Raw genomic sequence first — 15,442 nt, 5'->3', positions numbered from 1 at the left:
ATTTGGACGCCACTTTATGAAAGGAAATAAAAATGGCAAGAGTAAAAACAGGTGTTGTTAGACGCCGTAGACATAAAAAAGTTTTAAAATTAGCGCGTGGTTTTTATAGTGGACGCCGCAAACATTTTAGAAAAGCAAAAGAACAATTAGAAAGAAGTCTAGTCTATGCTTATCGTGATAGACGCCGTAAAAAAAGAGACTTCCGTCGTCTTTGGATTGTGCGTATCAATGCTGCTTGTAGGCTTAATAATTTAAGTTATTCAAGATTTATTAATGGTCTTAAAAAAGCAGGCATTGAACTTGATAGAAAAATTCTAGCAGATTTAGCTATGAATGATGCTGCTGCTTTTGCAAAAATTGCAGAGGCCGCAAAAAAAGCACTTTAATTTTTTTAGTGTAAGAATTTCAAGATTTTCGATTTCTTGAAATTCTTAATTTTTTAGTATTGATTTAATTTAGCTAGAACATCTTCATAACATTTGAGTTGATTTACATTTTTTTCAAAATCTTCGCTGACATTGCTTCTTTGTTCTAATTTATCTGAAATTTCTTTACCTGAATTTATAAGATTTGAAATGATTTTGGAAAATTCATTGGATTTATCCCTTATAAAATTCATTTCTTGAGTGCTAGAATTGGAACTTTTTGCAATGGATTGTATGGTCTGAATAACTAATTTAATAGCTCCTTCCATTTCACCTAGACCCATTTGGGTATTTTCTGAAAGTTTTCTAACTTCATCAGCTACAACTGCAAATCCACGACCAAGTTTTCCAGCTCTAGCAGCTTCTATACCTGCATTTAAAGATAAAAGGCTAGTTTGTTCAGCAATCCCTGAAATAAGATCTAAAATACTATTTAATTGATCTATATTTTTCAAAGAAGATTGCACTTCTTTTTCTAAATTCATTTTTTCTTCGCTTTGGTAAAGGTTGTATTCTAGGTAGTTAGTGAAATTGGTAAAACTTTCACTAATAGTTGTAAGACTTCTTCTTATATTTTCAAGTTCTTCAAAAATTTCTTTAAATATACTTGTATTTTTATCAATTTCTGATGTATTTTGTTTGAGTTGATTTAAAATTATTTTATTAATCTCATTTGTCATTTCTAGTTTTTGAGCTCTTATATTAAGATAATAGTATTTAAAATCGCTGTATTTTTGTATGAAAGTTTTTAAATATCTAGGTTTGAAATCATTAAAATTTTCAACTTCATAAAAAAATATTGCCACTAAACTTTTTGCAATTCCCACTCCATAAATTTCTCCAAAACTAGAAAAACCAACTATAGGAAAATCATTAAAATGGATTTGATTTAAATATTCTTTGTTGTGAAGTCTTCTTAAGATACAATCATTAAAAATTGCTCCTAGTGGTTTTGGTTTATTAAGAGAAAATTTTTCGTAATCTTTTTTTATGGCTTCAATAAAATTTGTTTTTTTAAGCAAGCTTAATTCTTGAGCACTTTCTATATCACAATAACTAAATAATGTTTTATCTGGGTTGATTTCCATAGGGGAAATAAGATAGTCTTCTCCAATTTTTAAAGCAAAAGTATATTCTTGCATTTTATTTTTAAGTTCTTCAAAAGTACAGTTAAAATAATTACATAAAGCTTCAACCGCGTTGATGGATTGAAAGGTTTTTTTATCAATAAATTCACGTACTGTCCTATCATATAAGCTTGCATCAAGTATAGTAAAGGTAATGTTGCTTTGAGGATTGAAATTTTGAGACTTCATTAAATCAAAACGATACTTAGGTTTAAATTGAACATGTATGCTTAAAGCTTGATTTTTTAATATTTCTCCATTATAAAATATAAATGTTCCGCTAAAGTCCATATTTCCACTAGATCCACCTCCTACTAAAGCACAAGGATAGGGGTTGTGTTTGTATAAAAGTTCTAAAAGAGAACTTTCGCTTTGACTTAAACCGTCATAAATTAAATAATGTAAAGTATTTGTGCAGTGTGCTTCAAAAGGTATATTTATAGATAAAACTTCTTTTTCTATCAGTTTTTTTCTTTCTGTATAATCTTTTATATTGCTAAAAAGCTTGATTTTATTTGCGCAAAGATTTTCTACCATATCTTCACTAAAAAGCATCAAACTTATTCCTTGGATATTTTGTTTATAGGGACTATTTTCAATGTTTGAGTTAGAATCAAGGTTGCATAATAAATCAGTAGCACTGCTTAAGATGATATCACATTGTTCATTTATAGAATTTTGAATCTTATTTCCTATGATCGCTAGATTAAGTTGATACGACACAAAGCCTATGATTAATTTTGGCTTGATATTTATTTTTTTCAATTTTTCTTCAAGTTCATTTTCTTGAAGATATAGAGCTTCTAAAACTTTTTTACTTTCTTCTTTTTTTGTTGAGCTTTTATTTTTAAAATTAAAAAACATCAATTTAACTCCATTAAAACTATTTTTTAATTACTAGTTAACTAAATCAAAATGTCATAAATTCAAGCATTTACATTTATTTGTAATTTTTATTATACCTTAAGCAATAAAAAAATGCAATAAGTAAATTAAATTTTAGATATAATTGTAAATCTATGAACAACATTGAATATTAAATAAGGATGTATTAAATATGATCGGAGATATGAACGAGCTTTTATTAAAAAGCGTCGAAGTTTTGCCACCTTTGCCTGATACTGTAAGTAAGTTAAGAAAATATGTAAGTGAGGCTAATTCAAATATAGAAACCATGAAAGTTGCTGAAATTATTTCAAGCGATCCGTTGATGACGGCTAAGCTTTTGCAATTAGCAAATTCTCCTTATTATGGTTTTACAAGAGAAATTACAACCATAAATCAAGTGATTACTTTATTAGGTGTTAGTAATATCATCAATATAGTTACCGCTGATTCCATTAGGGATAGTTTTAAAATAGATGTTTCGCCATATGGTTTGGATACTCAAGTTTTTTTAAGAAATTGCAACGAAGAGGCAACTTTTATCACAAATTGGCTTAATGATGAAGATAAAAAACTTTCTCATCTTTTAGTTCCTTGTGCAATGCTTTTAAGATTTGGTATTGTTATTTTTTCAAATTTTCTTATACAAAATCATAAGGATAAGGATTTTTTAGCTTTTTTAAATAAAAATGAAAATCTTGCTTTAGCAGAGAATGAATTTTTAGGTGTAGATCATATTTCTTTCTTAGGATTTTTGTTGCATCGTTGGAATTTTGATGATGTTTTGATTGAAAGTATATGTTTTGTTCGCACTCCTCATGCTGCTCGTGAAGAAGTGAAAAAATCCGCTTATGCTCTAGCAATAACAGATCATCTTTTTACTCCACATGATGGCTCTTCTCCATTTAATGCAAAAGCTGCAGTTGCTTTACTTGAAGAGGCAAAAACTCAGGGAATTAATTTTGATTTAAATAATCTTTTATCCAAGCTTCCTAGCAAAGCTAAGGAAAATTTAGATAAAGAAGATTAAAGAGCCTTTAGATTCTAAATTATAGTGATGAAAAGTTTAATCTTACCTCCTAATGAATTTTTAGATCATTATATTTTAAACGCTGAATTTCATCGTTTTGCTGGAATTTCAAAAAATGCTTATAAATTTTGGAAAAATGTAGAAATAGGTAGATATCAAGGAACAAGAATTGTATTTTTGCATAGAAATTGCATTTTAGAAAAACATCAGCAAGCTTTAAGGCAGTGTAATGGTTTAAATGGTTTTGTATTGGCAAGTGCTTTTTGCTCTTTTACTGGATTAGCTCCCTCTCATTTAGTGGAAAAAAATAATTCTTCTATTTATAAACTTTTAGAGCTTAAGGAGATTTGCGGGATTAAATTTGTTAACCTAAAAAAATTTTATGATTTTTTAGGGCTAAATTATCATCAGCATATTTATATAGAAAAATGCCATTTTTTTAGCCCAGCTCCTTTTGAAAAGCGTATCAAAATCACTGAGAGTATGTGCGTTGGGTATTATTAAGATAAGAAAAAATAAATGCACATAGCAAAGCTATAATAGCCAAAAAGAAAACATAAATTCCCAAAGAAAAACGCCAAAAATTACTTAAATTATCTAAGGCAAAACTATGCAAGAAAAAAGCAAGTTGCGGAGTTAAACCTCCAGCTATAGCATAAGCAATATTATATGAAAAAGAAAGTCCTGAAAATTTAATTTTTGCATCAAATACTTCACTCATTATTAAAGGACAAAAATTCATCACTCCGCTAAAAAAACATACAAGTAAATATAAGCAAGCTACTAGGTTAAAATCAGCATTTTGTCTATATAGAGTATTAAAATAAAGCAAGCTTACAATTCCAAAAAAAACACTAAAAAATACACAAGATTTGATAATGCCTATTTTATCCGCTAAAATTCCACTTATAATACACCCTAGGCAAATAAGTAAAATTCCACCTATTTGAAGATAGGTTTGTATAGAAGTGTTAATTTGAAGTATTTTTGCCATATAGCTAGGCATAAGCAAAATCATTACAACAATGCAACCTGTCAAAACCCAAGTAATCATCATAGAAAGAACAATTCCCATTTTAGCTTTTTTAAACACTTCTTTTAAAGGAAATTTTTCTAAAGCCTTGTCTTTTTTCATTTGTTCAAAAACAGGAGTTTCTCTTAAAAATTTTCTCAAATAAGCAGAAATAATCCCAAAAATTCCACCTAAAAAGAATGGAATTCTCCAAGCCCATTCATGAAGTTCTTCTTGGGTATAAATTTTATTCATAATTAAAAAAACTAAACTACCTAATAAAATTCCACCTACAACCGAAGCGGTTAAAATTCCCAAATAAGTTCTTTTTTGACCTTGTGGTGCGTGTTCGTATACAAAAACCCAAGCTCCAGGAAGTTCCCCGCCTATAGCAATGCCTTGACAAATGCGTATAAAAACTAAAAGCACAATACAAAGAAAACCTATGCTTTCATAATTTGGAATAAAAGCTAGAGTAAAAGTTGGAATAACCATTAACAAAATACTAATCATAAACATTCTTTTGCGTCCAAATTTATCTCCAAAATGCGCCAGTATCACACCTCCCAAGGGACGCGCTAAATATCCAGCCGCAAATATTCCATAAGTATTAAACATTTGCCAAAAACTACTTAAATCTTTTGGAAAAAAGTTTGTTGAAATATAATTTGCAAAAAATACAAAAATAATAAAATCATAAAATTCTAAAGTTCCACCTAATGATGAAAGTCCTAAAACTTTTATATCTTTTTGATTAAGGGTTTTGCTCATTCTTAATCCATCTCATAAAAATCATCATCATTGTTATCATCATCGTATTCATAATCATCATCATCGTAATTATAATTTTTATGGTGATTTTGTGGATATTCTTCATCTTCGTTTTCATAATCATCGTAATTTAAATCTTCTTCATCTTCATAAGCCATTGTTTTCTCCTTAAATAAAAATACAAAGCTTATTTTATCTTAAATTTGTTTGGTTTTGCTATAATTTTTATAATTTTTTAAAAGGTGAATTTATGAAATTAAGTCATTTAGATGAAAAAAATCATCCTAAAATGGTAGATGTAAGCGATAAAAATATTACTTCAAGAATAGCCACAGCTAGCGGTATGATATATGTGAGTCAAGAAGCTTTTGATGTAATTAAAAACAATACTGCAAAAAAAGGTCCTGTTCTTCAAACAGCTATTGTTGCGGCTATAATGGGGGCTAAAAAAACAAGTGAAATTATTCCTATGTGCCATCCTTTAATGCTTTCTAAAGTTGAAACTGATATTGTGGAATTTTTTAAAGAATGTGCATTTAAGCTTATTGTAACAGTTAAGTGTGAAGGTAAAACAGGAGTTGAAATGGAAGCTTTAAGTGGGGTTAGTATAGGACTTTTAACTATATATGATATGATCAAGGCTATAGATAAATCAATGAGGATTACGGATATAGTGCTTGAAAGCAAAGAAGGAGGTAAAAGTGGTAAATTTGTGCGATCTTAAAAAAGAACCTCAGATCAATTATCCTACTTTTTGGAATTATAAGGTGATTTTTGAGGTGCATATTAAGGCAAGTGAAATTTTTCAAGAAATTTTAGGTCAAAGAGAATATAAATTTGAACATTCGAATTCAAGTGCGAGTGGAAAATATCAAAGTTATTTATTAAATGTTTATGTTGATAGCAAAAAAGATCGTTTGGATATATTTGATAAATTAAAAGCTAAAGCAAAATTTGTACTTTAAGAAAGAAGGAAAAATGAAAAATACTTTAATTATTTTTGAAAATTCTTTATCAAATCTCGGTAAAGATGAAGCAAGTGATTTACTCGAAGACTTGAGTTTTAATCTTGCGTATAAGCAAATTTCACATAATCCTCATGAAACAAAAAAAGTTTTAAATTCTCTTTTGGTTGAATTTTTAACTATTTTGAAAAAACTTGATTTTTTTGATGATGAAAATGTTACAAAGGTTATCAAAGCTTTGGTTAAGGCGAGTATTGTAGATGCTCAAAATTCACTTTATGAGTATATTAGCGAAGCTGAATTATTAAACAAACAGATTGAAAATCAAAAGAATTTGATTAAAAATCAAATCAGCGATAATTTTTTTGAATTCGAGAATATTTTACAAGAATGTTCTTTTTGCGATGAATTTAGTGGCGGTTTAAATGATGCTATTTTATTTGATATAGAAATGCTTGGAATTTTAAAAGAAACCGCTGAAAGTGCTTTTTTAACTACATTAGAAAAGGCTGAAGATATAGAACTTACAAGTAGTGAAATAGCTAAAAATCTCGTATATAATGCCATTTGTGAAGCTCATTTTGAAAAAGAAAGAATTTTAAAAATTTCAAGTATTATTTTAAATACCGCTTTTGAAATAGCTAATGAATCTATGGCTTATGCAAAAGATCTTTGTTTAGGTGTGATTAAAGGCGCAAGAGATGGTATTGTTTTAGCAATGGAAAAATTTAAAGCTTCATTAACTTATGCAAATTTTGAAGAAGATGTTAGTTTAAAAAGTAAAGAACTAATAGGTATAGAAGATGATTTTATTGCTCTTTTAAAAAAAGAGATTCAATTACAAAATGATCCTTGTAAGAGTATAGTTGAGAATTTGCTAGAACATGAACTTGATAATCTTTTTGCTAAATTTAGACGTCTTGCAGGTGAAAGCAGAGAGCAACTAATATTAGTTTTAAATGATATTAAAAAAAATCCAAAGATTAATGATTTTAATAAACTTACTCAAAGAAAATTAAATCGTTTTAAACAAGAAATTTTTGAATTAGAAAAAATTGCTAGTGAAAAATACAAAGATTTAAATTCTAAAAAAGCTAAAAAGCTCGGTGTAAGACTTTGGGAAAAAGCAAAAAAATTTGTTAAAAAATAATATCCCATTTTTTGGGATATTAAATATCTATTTCTATACCTACAGGTGCGTGATCAGAGCCAAAAATATCATCTCTTATGAAAGCGTTTTTAAGTTTATCTTTTAACCCCTTTGAAATGAAAAAATAATCAATCCTCCAGCCTACATTTCTTTCTCTTGCTTTCATTCTATAGCTCCACCACGAGTATTTTTCTTTGATTTCACCATTAATTTCTCTAAAAGTATCTATAAAACCAAGTTTTAGCAAATCATCAATCCAAGCTCTTTCTATAGGTAAAAAACCTGAAGTGTTGGCATTGACTTTTGGGTGGGTAAGATCGATTTCTTTGTGAGCGGTATTGACATCACCACAAATGATAATTTCAAACCCATCTTTTAAAAGCTTATCCAAATATACTAAAAAATCTGCATAAAATTTCATCTTAAAATTTAAACGCTCTTCATCTTTTTGACCATTTGGAAAATAGATATTAAAAAGTGCGATATTTTTAAAGCGGTGTTCTAAAACCCTACCTTCTTCATCATCAAAAAATTCGCATTTTTTTACTTCACTATCAAAATTACAAAGACTCATTACTCCAGAATATCCTGCTCTTTTAGCAGAATTAAAATACATGTGTTTAAAAGGATATTCATAAATTTTTTTAGGAAATTTATCTTCATGTGCTTTGATTTCTTGAAAACCTATAAAATCAATCTTTTCTTGTGCTATCCAATCAAGTGCATTTTTATCACAAATGGCTCTTAAGCCATTTACATTCCATGAAAGTAGTTTCATTGTTTTCCTTAAAATTTTCATTAAAAGTGTAAATCATAACATAAAAAGATTTAAAACTACAATCCATTTAAAAAAATTCAATAAAATTAAAACCTTAAATTTGAAGGAGGGATTTATATGCTTAGATTAACTTGGTTTTGGTTTACTTTTTTAAATTCTTTAATGATTGCAATATTAAATTTTAATTTATTTGAGTTTGTGTATGAAAAAAATAATCAAAATTGGTTTATAACTTTTGTTTTCATTATAGCTTATTTGGCATTGGTTCATGCGATTTTTTCTTTATTTTTTGTGAAATTTTTTACCAAATTTTTTTCTATACTGTTTATAATATCATCTTTTTTAAGTGTTTATTTCATTAGTTTTTATGGAGTGCTTATAGACTCTGATATGATACAAAATGTTGTTCAAACAGATATCAAAGAAGTAAAAGATTTGTTAAATTTAAAATTGATCTTATTTGTTGTTTTGGCTTTATTATTGGTTTTTTATGTTGTTAAAGTAAAAATTGATTATGGTAGTTTTAAATCTCATATGAAAATTAAAATTATCAATATAATATCGGCTTTGATTGTGGTTAGTGCGGTTTTAATTCCTTTAAGTAAAACTTTCTTGCCTTTTTTTAGAAATTACAATGAAATAAGGATGTACAATACACCTTTTTATCAATTTTATGCCGTATATCGTTATTATATTCGTTTTGTAAAAGCTAAGCCAGAATTTAAAACCATAGCTAATGATGCTTATAGAGAAAACAATCACACTAAAAAAATTTTGGTTTTGGTAGTAGGTGAAACCGCTAGAGCGGCAAATTACTCTTTGGGTGGATATGCTAAAAATGATACCAATTTCTACACTAAAAAAGATAATGTAGTCTTTTTTGATAATTTTTCATCATGCGGAACAGCAACAGCGGTAAGTTTACCTTGTATGTTTTCTATATCCAAGCGTAGAGATTATTCGAGTTCAGAATTTCAAGAAAATGCTATGGATATACTTTATAAAACAGGTGTAGATGCTACATGGTTTGATAATAATTCTGGTGGTTGTAAAGGGGTTTGTGATAGATTGGCTTATAAACAAAAGCTTTCTAGTGATTTGGATGAAAATTTACTCACTCCTTTTAAAGAAAAATTAAATCATTTAAGTGATCAAAATATAATAGTTCTTCATTTACAAGGTTCTCACGGGCCAACTTATTATAAACGCTATCCAAATGAGTTTAAAAAATTTACTCCAACTTGTGATACCAATGAACTTTCAAAATGTGATAGTAAGGCTTTAATCAATACTTATGACAATACTTTACTTTACACAGACTATCTTTTAAGTGAGATTATAAAACTATTAAAAGAACAAAAAGATTATGAAAGTTCTTTGTTTTATCTTTCAGATCATGGTGAAAGTTTGGGCGAAAATGATATTTATCTTCATGGTATGCCTTATGCTATAGCGCCAAGTTATCAAACTCATATTCCTGCTATTTTTTGGAGTAATGATGAAAATTTAATGAATTTAGCTAAAGAGCATAAAGGTTTAAAACTTTCTCAAGATAATCTTTTTAGCACTCTTTTAGGATATTTTGATGTAAAAACAAGTGTTTATGAACCAGAATATGATTTATTAAATCCTAAACTTAAGGCAAATCCATGAAGCCTAAATATCATTTTTTAAATAACGCAAGATATGCTTTAGAAGGGATTTTTGCTTTATTTAAAAATGAAATGGCGTTTAGAATTGAACTTTGCATTATTATCCCTGCGATAGTTTTTAGTTTTTTCTTAAAAGTTAGTTTTTTAGAGCATTTGTTATTGGTAAGTGTCTTAATGCTTATCTTAATTATAGAAGCTTTAAATTCGGCTATTGAAGCTTGTGTTGATTTAGTTACTAATGAATGGCATGAAAAGGCAAAAATCGCTAAAGATTGTGCGAGTGCGGCAGTGTTTTTTAGTGTGCTTTTAGCTCTTTTTGTTTGGGGCTTTATTTTATATAGCATTTGCTTATGAAATTTGAAAATTTAATACGAGAAATTTTAGGAAAAAAGCGTTTTGAATTGTTAAAATTTTTATGTGAAAATGCTGATGAAAATGGTTTTATTATGATTAAAATCAGTGAGCTTGAAGAAAAATTACATCAAAGTAAACCTACTATCATCACTACTTTTAAATTTTTAGAAGAAAAAAAGCTTTTTAAGCGCCTTAAGAATGGATTTTATCAGCTAAATATAGGAGATAAAAATGATACTTAAAAATCCTTTAGATATGCATTTGCATTTAAGAGATAATCAAATGTTAGAACTTATCGCACCTTTTAGCGCAAGAGATTTTTGTGCAGCTGTGATTATGCCAAATTTAATCCCTCCGCTTTGCAATTTAGAAGATTTAAAAGCTTATAAAATGCGTATCCTTAAGGCTTGTAAAGATGAAAATTTCACTCCTTTAATGACACTTTTTTTTAAAAATTATGATGAGAAATTTCTTTACAGTGCTAAAGATGAAATTTTTGGCATTAAGCTTTATCCAGCAGGAATTACAACAAATTCAAATGGTGGAGTTTCAAGTTTTGATATAGAGTATTTAAAACCTACTTTAGAGGCTATGAGTGATTTAAATATTCCTTTGTTAGTGCATGGAGAAACCAATGATTTTGTAATGGACAGGGAAAGTAATTTTGCTAAAATTTATGAAAAATTAGCCAAACATTTTCCACGACTTAAGATTGTTATGGAGCATATTACCACTAAAACTTTATGTGAACTTTTAAAAGATTATGAAAATTTATACGCAACTATTACTTTGCATCATTTAATGATAACGCTTGATGATGTAGTGGGTGGTAAGATGGATCCACATTTATTTTGCAAGCCTATTGCAAAACGCTATGAAGATAAAGACGCTTTATGTGAGCTTGCTTTTAGTGGCTATGAAAAGGCTATGTTTGGAAGCGATAGCGCGCCTCATCCATTGCACACTAAAGAATGTTGTGGTTGTGCCGCAGGGGTTTTTAGCGCACCGGTGATTTTACCTGTATTAGCTGAATTATTTGACAAACATTCAAATGAAACAAATTTACAAAAATTTATTTCAGATAATGCTTGTAAAATCCATAATCTTAAATTTGAAAATGATAAAATTATCACTTTAGAAAAACAAGAATGGCAAGTAGCACAAAAATACGGCGATGTAGTGCCATTTATGGCAGGGAAAACTTTAAATTTCAAAGTCGCAAATTAAAGGAAATTAATGCTAAAAACTTATTTAGAAAACATAAAAGATATTTCTATCAATGATAAGGAACATACACATAGAACAGCTTTGCAAAATTTATTACAAGCTATAAAAGACAATCAAGACAAGCAAAATAAAATCTCTATCAAACAAGAACCAAATAACGACAAAGAAGGTAGAGGTGCTCCGGATTTTTTAATTACAAAAGATTTTCTAACACTAGGCTACATAGAAAACAAAAGAGTAAATGCAAATCTTGATAACATCATAACAAGTGATCAAATTTTAAAATACACAAAATTAAGCCCAAATATCATTCTCACAGATTATTTAAGATTTGTATTATTAAGCTTAAATGAGAAAAATGAAATTATCATTTGCAAAGAAGTAAAAATTTGCTCTCTTGATGAGATTAAAAGCATTATTAAAAATCAATCTTTGCTAGAAACAAAAACAAAAGAACTAAACGAGCTTTTTGCTATCTTTTTTTCTAAAATCCCAAATCCCATAAATTCAGCTTTAGATTTTGCAAATCATCTAAGCCTAAGAACAAGAATTTTAAAAGATGAGCTTTTATTATCAATTGAAAATGAAGCATTGATAAGTTTATTTAATACTTTCAAAGAAACACTTTATAAAGAATTATCCTATGAAGAATTTTGCGATTCTTTTGCACAAACTTTAACTTATAGCTTATTCTTAGCAAAATTAAATAACGATACCGCAAAAGAAATAGATCTAAACAATGCTAAAAAATTCATACCAAAATCATTTCCATTAATCCGTTCTATGAGTGGATTTTTAGATGATAGTTTTGAAAATTTAGAAAGCATAAAATGGCTTTTAGAAGAAATCATAAACATTATAAATCACATAGACATTGCAAGCATTATAAAAGAATTAAACAAAACAGGCGAGAAAGACTTATTTAATCGTCCTACTATTTTATCTACTCACAAAGATCCTTATTTGCACTTTTATGAAACATTTTTAGCAAGTTATGATCCAAAGCTTAGAGAAGTAAGGGGAGTGTATTATACTCCTGCGCCTGTAGTAATTTTCATCATCAATGCTATTGATGAAGTTTTAAAACAAGATTTCAATCACAAAAAAGGATTAAGTGAAGCTTTGGATAAAAATATAACTTTGCTTGATTTTGCCACAGGCACTGGGACTTTTTTACTTGAAGCTTTTAGAAAAGCTTTAGAACCTATAAGCAAAAATAGCGTTAATTACAATCCAAAAGCTTTGATAGACAAATTTTGCGGTTTTGAATTTTTAATAGCACCTTATACTATAGCGCACTTAAAACTTTCTCAAAGCTTCAAAGAAGAATTTAACTCCCCGTTAAATGATAATGAAAGTCTTAAAATAGCACTAACAAATACTTTATATTCTAAAAGCATATCCAAAGAACAAAATGATCAAAACACGCTTTTTACTCTCATTGATCTAACAAAAGAATTCAAAAAAGCGCAAAAAATAAAAGAAGAACAAATTCTAATCATCACAGGCAATCCACCATATAGTGGAGCAAGTAGTAACAAAGGCTTATACGAAGATGAGATCAAAATAAGCTATGGTTTAGAACCAAGCAAAGCAAATCTTAACAAAGAACAAAAAGAATATATAAATTTATATTTTCAAGAAAAAACAAAGCAAAATACAAAAACTTTTAAAGCCATATACGAAAAACACAAACTAGAAAATGAAAAAAATCCAAAATGGCTTTTAGATGATTATGTAAAATTCATACGCTTTGCTCAAAGTAAAATCGACTCTCAAGAAAATGGAATTTTTGCTTTTATTTCAAACAATGGCTTTTTAGATAATCCTACCTTTAGAGGTATGAGATATTCTCTAATGCAAAGCTTTGATAAAATCTACATACTTAACTTACACGGCGATACTAGAAAAAAAGAAAAAGCTCCTGATGGAAGCAAAGATGATAATGTCTTTGATATCATGCAAGGTGTGAGTATAAATATCTTTATAAAACAAAATTCAAAAGTCAAAAATACAAAGATTTATTATCATGATTTATACGGCAAAAGAAAAGATAAATACGAATTTTTATATGAAAATAACTTAAATTCTATAAAATGGACTTTAGTTAAAAACAACGAGCCTTTTTATCTTTTCTTACCACAAAATAATGACTTGTTAGAAGAATACAACAAAGGCATAAGCGTAAAAGATATTTTTATGTTATCAAGCGTAGGGATTGTTGGTGGTAGAGATAAATTTGTAATGTCAAATTCCGATAATTTAGAATCTTTAGAAGAGCTTAAAACAAAAATTAAAAGATTTTTATCATTAGATATAGAAAGTGCAAGAAAGGAATTTGATTTAGGACAAGATTCTAGAGATTGGAAAATAGAATACGCACAAAAAGAACTAAAAGATACTCAAAATAATTCATTTAATTATAAGAAAATTCACTATCGTCCATTTGATGTTCGTTGGACTTATTATACAGGAAAATCAAAAGGATTTCATTGTATGCCTAGAGGAGAAATTTTTGAGCATTTTTTAGAAAATGAAAATATAGGATTAATTTGCGATAGAGGAACAAAATTAAATAATATTAATAATATTTTTATTAGTAACAAAATCATAGATTTGCATTTAGTGGGTAGTGGTAGCTATATTTATCCACTTTATCTTTACCCTACAACTAGAAGTAAAAAATTCCTAAAAAAAGAAAATCCAAATTTTAATGAAGAAAATTTCACCTCAAAAATAGAAAATTTCAAAGAAAGCTTTAGAGCTTTCATAGATGAGCTTTACAAAGAAAAATTCTCACCAGAAGACATACTAGGCTATATCTATGCTGTGCTTTTTCATAAATTTTATAGAGAAAAATATCTTGATTTTTTAAAAACTGATTTTCCAAAAATTCTTTTTACAAAAGATAAAAATACTTTTAAAAATTTAAGCAAACTAGGCTTAAAACTTGTAAATTTACATTTATTAAAAAATGATGAGTTAGATTTTAATGTAGGTGAAGCCTTGTTTAAAGACATTAAAAATAAAAATTTAAAAATACAAAAAATCAAATACAACAAAGACACAAAAGAACTTTTCATAAACGAAAGCTTGTATTTTACTAAAGTAAGTCTTGAAATTTATGAGTTTAAAATAGGCGGTTATGCTGTGCTAGATAAATACTTAAAAAGCCACAAAGAAGAAGACATAGATCATAATCATTTTACCTTAATCATACAAACTTTAAATGAGACTTTAAAAATACAAGATGAAATTTCAAAAATCAATCTTAGCTAGTATATACTAGCTAATGATTAAAAGTTTTATCTTAGCCTCTATAATCTCTTCTACTTCATCTTTTACAAAGCTTTCTAATTCTTGTTTGTTTATATTAATACCATTCATACTTAAATGCCACAAAGCATTTTCTATCGCACTTTGTTTGTCTCTTTTTACAACTCTAGTTTCGTTAAAAATTTCATACTCATAAGGGATATTTTGTGCATTTAAAAAACTTTGCAAATCACTTTCATAAAAACCTTTAAAATGTGTGTTAAAATGTTCAAATATAGGATCTAAAAAGCTACTTTTACGCCTACTTGCCCAGCCTAAATACACCTTTTTAGAAGCCAAGCTTAAAAAAGCTTTATAGTCTTTTTCATTTTGTAAAGCGGGAGACATACTCAAAAAGGCTAAGTCAAATTTTGCGTTATTATTTTTATAAAAGTTTTCAAAATCTAAATTTAAAGTTTTTACATTTGATATAGCATGAGTTTTTGCATCTTCTTGTAAAATTTCAAGCATAACATTTGCACTATCTAGAGCTAAAATTTCTTTAGCTTCTTTGGCTAAATGTAAAGTCCAAACCCCAGTTCCACATCCTATATCTATAACGCTTTTATCTTGAAAGGAAATCTTTAAATTTTGCAAATATTCAAAAGTTTGCTTTTGTATGGTGTTTAAAGTGTTTTGATATCTTGTGTAAGTTTTGGCTTTTTTATCCCATAGATTCATATATTTTCCTTGATAAAATATATAAAATCATAGCATAAATTTTTAAAATTCAAGCCCTTTTTTGGGCTTG

16 protein-coding genes and 1 pseudogene are annotated in these 15,442 nt (G+C 27.9%); 11 read left to right on the top strand and 6 right to left on the bottom strand.

Features of this window, described 5'->3' with window-relative positions:
• The first annotated feature begins 32 nt into the window (after positions 1 to 32).
• Positions 33 to 386 (top strand): 50S ribosomal protein L20, encoded by a 354-nt coding sequence (gene rplT, locus ELQ09_RS06300; RefSeq protein WP_002880898.1) that lies wholly within the window; start codon positions 33 to 35, stop codon positions 384 to 386.
• Between the two features lie 53 nt (positions 387 to 439).
• Here the strand turns inward: rplT and ELQ09_RS08415 are convergent, their stop codons facing one another.
• Both ELQ09_RS08415 and ELQ09_RS08410 read right to left on the bottom strand, forming a co-directional pair.
• A complete protein-coding gene (locus tag ELQ09_RS08415) occupies positions 440 to 1,567 on the bottom strand; it encodes a methyl-accepting chemotaxis protein (RefSeq protein WP_070316639.1) in 1,128 nt (375 codons plus the stop codon).
• Positions 1,543 to 2,416 (bottom strand): annotated as a pseudogene (locus ELQ09_RS08410) (FIST N-terminal domain-containing protein). The gene ELQ09_RS08415 and the pseudogene ELQ09_RS08410 overlap by 25 nt, the downstream one beginning before the upstream one ends.
• 193 nt (positions 2,417 to 2,609) lie before the next feature.
• Here ELQ09_RS08410 and cheP point away from each other — a divergent pair.
• Positions 2,610 to 3,467, top strand: a complete 858-nt coding sequence (cheP, locus tag ELQ09_RS06290; protein ID WP_002933722.1) for a cheVAW transcriptional regulator CheP — start codon at positions 2,610 to 2,612, stop codon at positions 3,465 to 3,467.
• 24 nt (positions 3,468 to 3,491) lie between these two features.
• Positions 3,492 to 3,971 (top strand): cheVAW transcriptional regulator CheQ, encoded by a 480-nt coding sequence (gene cheQ / locus ELQ09_RS06285; RefSeq protein WP_079264939.1) that lies wholly within the window; start codon positions 3,492 to 3,494, stop codon positions 3,969 to 3,971.
• Here the strand turns inward: cheQ and ELQ09_RS06280 are convergent.
• Together ELQ09_RS06280 and ELQ09_RS06275 are read right to left on the bottom strand one after the other, a co-directional pair.
• The gene (locus ELQ09_RS06280) at positions 3,940 to 5,250 is read right to left on the bottom strand and encodes an MFS transporter (protein WP_002866386.1); all 1,311 of its coding nucleotides are present in this window, start codon (positions 5,248 to 5,250) and stop codon (positions 3,940 to 3,942) included. The two genes, cheQ and ELQ09_RS06280, sit on opposite strands and share 32 nt — an antisense overlap.
• Positions 5,251 to 5,252: 2 nt before the next feature.
• Positions 5,253 to 5,408, bottom strand: coding sequence for a highly acidic protein (locus tag ELQ09_RS06275; protein ID WP_002851965.1), 156 nt, complete (start codon positions 5,406 to 5,408; stop codon positions 5,253 to 5,255).
• A gap of 92 nt (positions 5,409 to 5,500) precedes the next feature.
• Between ELQ09_RS06275 and moaC the strand changes: the two genes are divergently transcribed.
• Genes moaC through ELQ09_RS06260 form a run of 3 tightly spaced genes read left to right on the top strand, consistent with a single transcriptional unit; the run spans position 5,501 to position 7,365 of the window.
• A complete protein-coding gene (gene moaC, locus ELQ09_RS06270; RefSeq protein WP_070316637.1) occupies positions 5,501 to 5,974 on the top strand; it encodes a cyclic pyranopterin monophosphate synthase MoaC in 474 nt (157 codons plus the stop codon).
• On the top strand, positions 5,952 to 6,215 hold the full coding sequence (locus ELQ09_RS06265; protein WP_088303818.1) for a DUF493 family protein: 264 nt from the start codon (positions 5,952 to 5,954) through the stop codon (positions 6,213 to 6,215). Before moaC ends, ELQ09_RS06265 begins: the two co-directional genes overlap by 23 nt.
• A complete protein-coding gene (locus ELQ09_RS06260; RefSeq protein WP_088303817.1) occupies positions 6,205 to 7,365 on the top strand; it encodes a hypothetical protein in 1,161 nt (386 codons plus the stop codon). Before ELQ09_RS06265 ends, ELQ09_RS06260 begins: the two co-directional genes overlap by 11 nt.
• Before the next feature lie 19 nt (positions 7,366 to 7,384).
• On the opposite strand, the gene ELQ09_RS06255 is transcribed toward ELQ09_RS06260, so the two are convergent.
• On the bottom strand, positions 7,385 to 8,143 hold the full coding sequence (locus ELQ09_RS06255) for an exodeoxyribonuclease III (RefSeq protein ID WP_052791911.1): 759 nt from the start codon (positions 8,141 to 8,143) through the stop codon (positions 7,385 to 7,387).
• Positions 8,144 to 8,260: 117 nt separating this feature from the next.
• On the opposite strand from ELQ09_RS06255, the gene eptC reads away from it, so the two are divergent.
• The 5 genes from eptC to ELQ09_RS06230 are packed head-to-tail and all read left to right on the top strand — an operon-like array spanning position 8,261 to position 14,655.
• Positions 8,261 to 9,796 carry a lipid A/FlgG phosphoethanolamine transferase EptC gene (eptC, locus tag ELQ09_RS06250; protein ID WP_070316636.1) on the top strand — a complete coding sequence of 512 codons (1,536 nt, stop codon included), beginning with the start codon at positions 8,261 to 8,263 and terminating at the stop codon, positions 9,794 to 9,796.
• A complete protein-coding gene (locus tag ELQ09_RS06245) occupies positions 9,793 to 10,149 on the top strand; it encodes a diacylglycerol kinase (protein WP_002933902.1) in 357 nt (118 codons plus the stop codon). Before eptC ends, ELQ09_RS06245 begins: the two co-directional genes overlap by 4 nt.
• Positions 10,146 to 10,391 (top strand): replication/maintenance protein RepL, encoded by a 246-nt coding sequence (locus ELQ09_RS06240; protein WP_134240030.1) that lies wholly within the window; start codon positions 10,146 to 10,148, stop codon positions 10,389 to 10,391. Before ELQ09_RS06245 ends, ELQ09_RS06240 begins: the two co-directional genes overlap by 4 nt.
• Positions 10,381 to 11,376, top strand: coding sequence for a dihydroorotase (pyrC, locus tag ELQ09_RS06235; protein ID WP_096702692.1), 996 nt, complete (start codon positions 10,381 to 10,383; stop codon positions 11,374 to 11,376). The genes ELQ09_RS06240 and pyrC overlap by 11 nt, the downstream gene beginning before the upstream one ends.
• Positions 11,377 to 11,385: 9 nt before the next feature.
• Positions 11,386 to 14,655: a type ISP restriction/modification enzyme gene (locus ELQ09_RS06230; RefSeq protein ID WP_134263845.1), complete on the top strand. Its 3,270-nt coding sequence runs from the start codon at positions 11,386 to 11,388 to the stop codon at positions 14,653 to 14,655.
• 6 nt (positions 14,656 to 14,661) lie between these two features.
• Here the strand turns inward: ELQ09_RS06230 and ELQ09_RS06225 are convergent, their stop codons facing one another.
• Positions 14,662 to 15,372: a class I SAM-dependent methyltransferase gene (locus ELQ09_RS06225; protein WP_070316631.1), complete on the bottom strand. Its 711-nt coding sequence runs from the start codon at positions 15,370 to 15,372 to the stop codon at positions 14,662 to 14,664.
• Positions 15,373 to 15,442: the final 70 nt, after the last annotated feature.

The organism is Campylobacter sp. CH186 (genome assembly GCF_004378925.1).
Lineage (GTDB): Bacteria > Campylobacterota > Campylobacteria > Campylobacterales > Campylobacteraceae > Campylobacter_D > Campylobacter_D jejuni.
The sequence above is the reverse complement of the archived record's forward strand: the minus strand, read 5'-3'. Positions and strand labels throughout refer to the sequence as shown.

What these genes read in the sequence shown, in the direction of transcription:
- ELQ09_RS06240 (WP_134240030.1), top strand. Translation starts at nt 10,146, where the DNA reads ATGAAATTTGAAAATTTAATACGAGAAATTTTAGGAAAAAAGCGTTTT.
- ELQ09_RS06245 (WP_002933902.1), top strand. Translation starts at nt 9,793, where the DNA reads ATGAAGCCTAAATATCATTTTTTAAATAACGCAAGATATGCTTTAGAA.
- eptC (WP_070316636.1), top strand. Translation starts at nt 8,261, where the DNA reads ATGCTTAGATTAACTTGGTTTTGGTTTACTTTTTTAAATTCTTTAATG.
- ELQ09_RS08415 (WP_070316639.1), bottom strand. Translation starts at nt 1,567, where the DNA reads ATGCAAGAATATACTTTTGCTTTAAAAATTGGAGAAGACTATCTTATT.
- ELQ09_RS06275 (WP_002851965.1), bottom strand. Translation starts at nt 5,408, where the DNA reads ATGGCTTATGAAGATGAAGAAGATTTAAATTACGATGATTATGAAAAC.
- cheP (WP_002933722.1), top strand. Translation starts at nt 2,610, where the DNA reads ATGATCGGAGATATGAACGAGCTTTTATTAAAAAGCGTCGAAGTTTTG.
- ELQ09_RS06225 (WP_070316631.1), bottom strand. Translation starts at nt 15,372, where the DNA reads ATGAATCTATGGGATAAAAAAGCCAAAACTTACACAAGATATCAAAAC.
- pyrC (WP_096702692.1), top strand. Translation starts at nt 10,381, where the DNA reads ATGATACTTAAAAATCCTTTAGATATGCATTTGCATTTAAGAGATAAT.
- ELQ09_RS06255 (WP_052791911.1), bottom strand. Translation starts at nt 8,143, where the DNA reads ATGAAACTACTTTCATGGAATGTAAATGGCTTAAGAGCCATTTGTGAT.
- ELQ09_RS06230 (WP_134263845.1), top strand. Translation starts at nt 11,386, where the DNA reads ATGCTAAAAACTTATTTAGAAAACATAAAAGATATTTCTATCAATGAT.
- rplT (WP_002880898.1), top strand. Translation starts at nt 33, where the DNA reads ATGGCAAGAGTAAAAACAGGTGTTGTTAGACGCCGTAGACATAAAAAA.
- ELQ09_RS06280 (WP_002866386.1), bottom strand. Translation starts at nt 5,250, where the DNA reads ATGAGCAAAACCCTTAATCAAAAAGATATAAAAGTTTTAGGACTTTCA.
- moaC (WP_070316637.1), top strand. Translation starts at nt 5,501, where the DNA reads ATGAAATTAAGTCATTTAGATGAAAAAAATCATCCTAAAATGGTAGAT.